The sequence below is a fragment of the Micromonospora sp. genome (assembly GCF_048594385.1).
GTDB lineage: Bacteria > Actinomycetota > Actinomycetes > Mycobacteriales > Micromonosporaceae > Micromonospora > Micromonospora wenchangensis.
In genome coordinates this window covers 1-3,729 of sequence record NZ_JBMDWU010000479.1, presented here as the reverse complement: position 1 = coordinate 3,729, position 3,729 = coordinate 1, and the positions used below count along the sequence as shown (strand labels likewise).

Annotated in this window: 4 protein-coding genes; 3 read left to right on the top strand and 1 reads right to left on the bottom strand. The window is 74.8% G+C overall.

The window, feature by feature from the left end; all coding sequences use genetic code 11:
* A partial coding sequence (locus ACOJTC_RS25945; RefSeq protein WP_420118853.1) for an SDR family NAD(P)-dependent oxidoreductase occupies positions 1-840 on the bottom strand: 840 nt, incomplete at its 3' end.
* A gap of 56 nt (positions 841-896) precedes the next feature.
* Here ACOJTC_RS25945 and ACOJTC_RS25940 point away from each other — a divergent pair.
* From ACOJTC_RS25940 to ACOJTC_RS25930, 3 genes are all read left to right on the top strand, one after another.
* On the top strand, positions 897-2,189 hold the full coding sequence (locus tag ACOJTC_RS25940) for an acetyl-CoA C-acetyltransferase (RefSeq protein WP_420118852.1): 1,293 nt from the start codon (positions 897-899) through the stop codon (positions 2,187-2,189).
* 154 nt (positions 2,190-2,343) lie between these two features.
* Positions 2,344-3,282, top strand: coding sequence for a TNT domain-containing protein (locus ACOJTC_RS25935; protein ID WP_420118851.1), 939 nt, complete (start codon positions 2,344-2,346; stop codon positions 3,280-3,282).
* Between the two features lie 100 nt (positions 3,283-3,382).
* A complete protein-coding gene (locus ACOJTC_RS25930) occupies positions 3,383-3,637 on the top strand; it encodes a hypothetical protein (RefSeq protein WP_420118850.1) in 255 nt (84 codons plus the stop codon).
* Positions 3,638-3,729: the final 92 nt, after the last annotated feature.

Genomic DNA, 3,729 nt, shown 5'->3' with positions numbered 1-3,729 from the left:
GTCGCCGGCGGCGGGGACGTCCAGTGCCACCACGTGGGCACCGTCGCGGGCGAGCACCCGGGCCAGGGCCGCACCGATCCCGCGCGCCGCGCCGGTGACCAGCACGACCTGCCCGGCCAGCGGCCGGTCCCAGTCCGCCGGGCCGGCGGCCGGCCCGGTGCCGACCCGGACCACCTGCCCCGAGACGTACGCCGACCGGCCGGAGAGCAGGAACCGCAGGGTCGCCTCCAGGCTGGTCGCGGTGCCGGCGTCCCCGTCCGGGGTGACGTACACCAGTTGGGCGGTGACACCGCGACCGAACTCCTTGCCGATGCTGCGGGTCAGCCCCTCCAGGGCGCGCTGGGCGGTGGCCTCCCGGGCCGGGCCGCACTCGCCCGGCGGGGTGCCCAGCACGATCACCCGGCCGCTGGGCAGCACCGAGCGGGCCTGCGGGTGGAAGAAGTCGTAGAGCTGGCGCAGGCCGGTGGAGTCGGTGATGCCGGTGGCGTCGTAGACCAGGGCGCCGAACCGGGCGGGCGTCCCGCTCCCGGCCGGTGCGCCGCCGTTCCCGGCCCGCTCGTCCCGGCCGGCGGGTCCGTCGGCTGCGGCCGAGTCGTCGTGCCCGGCGGCGGGCGGGGCGGTGCCCGTTCCGGTGCGCACGTCGACCCCGGCGGCGGTGAGCAGGGCGGCGACCCGATCGCCGAGCCGACCGCCGGTGGCCGCGCCGAGCAGGACCGGGCCGGGCAGCAGCGGGTCACCGACGGCGTACCGGCGCAGTCGCGGTGGGTCGGGCAGCCCGAGGCGCTTGACCAGCGCGCGGCCGGCCCCCGATTGGACGAAGCTCGCGTACCTGTCGGTCATAGGCGTAGCCTACTGGCCAGTAGGTTGTGGGCAAGTCCTGAAACGGAGGCGGGATCGTGCAGAGCATCCGGCGGGTCGCGGTCATCGGCGGCAACCGCATCCCCTTCGCCCGGTCCAACTCCCGGTACGCCAGCGCGTCCAACGCCGACCTGCTCGGCGCCGCGCTGGACGGGCTGGTCGCCCGGTTCGGGCTGGCCGGGCAGCGGGTCGGCGAGGTGGTGGCCGGGGCGGTGCTCAAGCACTCGAAGGACTTCAACCTGACCCGGGAGGTGGTGCTCGGCTCGAAGCTGGACCCGCACACCCCCGCGTACGACATCCAGCAGGCGTGCGGCACCGGCCTGGAGGCGGCGATCCTGGTCGCCAACAAGATCGCCCTCGGGCAGCTCGACGTGGGCATCGCCGGTGGGGTCGACACCACCTCCGACGCGCCGCTGGCGATCAACGAGGACATGCGCCGCACCCTGCTGAAGCTCAACAGCGCCCGGACCCTCGGCGAGCGGCTGAAGATCGCCGCGAAGCTCCGCCCGCACCAGCCGTTCCGGCCCGAGTTGCCGCGTAACGCCGAGCCCCGCACCGGGCTGTCGATGGGCGAGCACGCCGCCCGGACGGCGCTGCGTTGGCAGATCGACAGGCAGTCCCAGGACGAGCTGGCACTGCGTTCGCACCAGCGCCTCGCCGCCGCGTACGAGCGGGGGTTCTTCGACGACCTGATGACGCCGTACCTGGGGCTGACCCGGGACCAGAACCTCCGCCCCGACACCAGCCTGGACAAGCTCGGCGCGCTCCGGCCGGTCTTCGGCACCCGGGGCCCGGACGCCGATCAGGCCACCATGACCGCCGGCAACTCGTCCCCGCTGACCGACGGCGCGTCCACCGTGCTGCTCGCCTCCGAGCAGTGGGCGCGCGAGCACCAGCTGCCCGTGCTGGCCTGGTTCTCCTGGTCGGAGACGGCGGCGGTGGACTTCGTGCACGGCGACGAGGGGCTGCTGATGGCCCCCGCGTACGCGGTGCCCCGGATGCTGGACCGGGCCGGGCTGGCCCTCCAGGACTTCGACTTCTACGAGATCCACGAGGCGTTCGCGTCGCAGGTGCTGGCCACCCTGGCGGCCTGGGAGTCGCCGGAGTTCGGCAAGGACCGGTTGGGGCGGGACGCCCCGCTGGGCGCGATCGACCGGGACCGGCTCAACGTCGCCGGCTCGTCGCTGGCCGCCGGGCACCCGTTCGCCGCCACCGGTGGCCGGATCGTGGCCACGCTGGCCAAGCTGCTCGCCGAGAAGGGCAGCGGTCGGGGACTGATCTCGATCTGCGCGGCCGGCGGGCAGGGCGTGACCGCCATCCTGGAGCGCTGACCCCGGGCTCCACCACCCGGCGGCCGGGCCTCGGCATCGCCGCCGGGCGGCGGGATGCGCCCCCCACCGGGGGACGAACCACCCAAAGGCTCACTTTCACGTGCTGACCTCCACAGGATGAGGGCGACAATCGTCCCGTTCCAGGAGGTTTATGGTGAAACGCAGCCGTTGGCTTCTCGCCGTGCTCTCCAGCGCGGCCCTGGCCCTCCTCCCCGGGGCCGCCCCGTCGGCCGGTACGCCGGGCAGCACGGCCCGGACCGCCACGCTTGTCGACGACGCCTCCCGAGGGTCGGACGGCGACCGTTCCGGCTCCCCGGGGGCGGACGGCAACCGCTCCGGCCACGGCGGGCAGCCCACCGCCCGCGCCGCGCACAGCCGCACCCCGCAGCCGCCGCCCGACACACCGAGCCTGTGCCGGCCCGGCCTGCCGCCGGACGCCCCGCAGACCACCCGGTTCTACGACGACAACCGGCTGCTCGGGCCGGCCGTGCTGCCGACGGAGAGCCCGGTCGGCCCGCTGCTCGCCGGCTACCGGCGGTTCGGTGCGCAGACCGAAGCGCAGTGGGTCGGCAACTACACCGTGAACGGGGCCGGCACGACGCTGGTCTTCCCGCCCGAGAACGGCTTCTTCCTCGGCCCCGACGGCAAACCGGTGAAGCAACGGCAGACCATGCTGCCCGGCTACCGGCTCGACCGGTTCGGCTTCACCGGTGGCAGCTTCCTGGCCCCGCTCGGCACGCCGTTCAACTCCCGCTCCCTCGCCCCGCAGAGCCTGAACACCCCGCCCACCCCGCCGGCCACCACGCCCGCCGCGCCGCTGGCGAACTACCACACCTACTGCGTGCTGATGCCCTTCGACGTGGACTCCGGCCCGATCGCCCCCTGGTTCGCCCAGCCCGGCATGGGCACCCAGTTCCAGCTCAACCCGGCGTACGTGCCGCAGGCCGGCAAGCTGCTCACCGTGCAGTGGCTCCTCGACCACCACGTCATCGTCGAGGAGTATCTCGGGGGGAGCACCCCGCCGTGCGCGGCCGACGCCGTGCCGCGTCAGGGTGGGCGGGGCGGCGGACCGCGTACCGCCCCGGTGTGCTGATCCGCCGCCGCCCCGACCCGGTCGGCTCCTGCCGTGCCCGGCCCGGCCGTTCGGGCGGCCGCCGGGCAGCCCGGCCTGTTGACGCACCCTGGAGGTCACCGTGGACCGGCACGAGCTGCGTAACGCCCTCTTCGCGACCGGGATCTCCCCGGACGCCTTCGAACTGGAAGGGGTGCACGAGCACGTCCCCCTGCCACCCGACTTCTGGTTCCTCCGCCGCTGCGCCGACGGGCGGTGGGAGATCGGGGCGTACGAACGCGGGGTGTACGACGTCCGCCTGACCTACGACACCGAGCAGGAGGCGTGCGCGGGGTTGTGGCGGGCACTGACCGGTCGGTCCGAGGCCGCGGGCTGAGGGCTCAGCCCGACCAGGGTGATCCACTCATCGGAGGCGCAACAAGGGGGTGCCCGCCGGCGGGGCCCCCCCCCGTAGGCCCACAGGAGGGG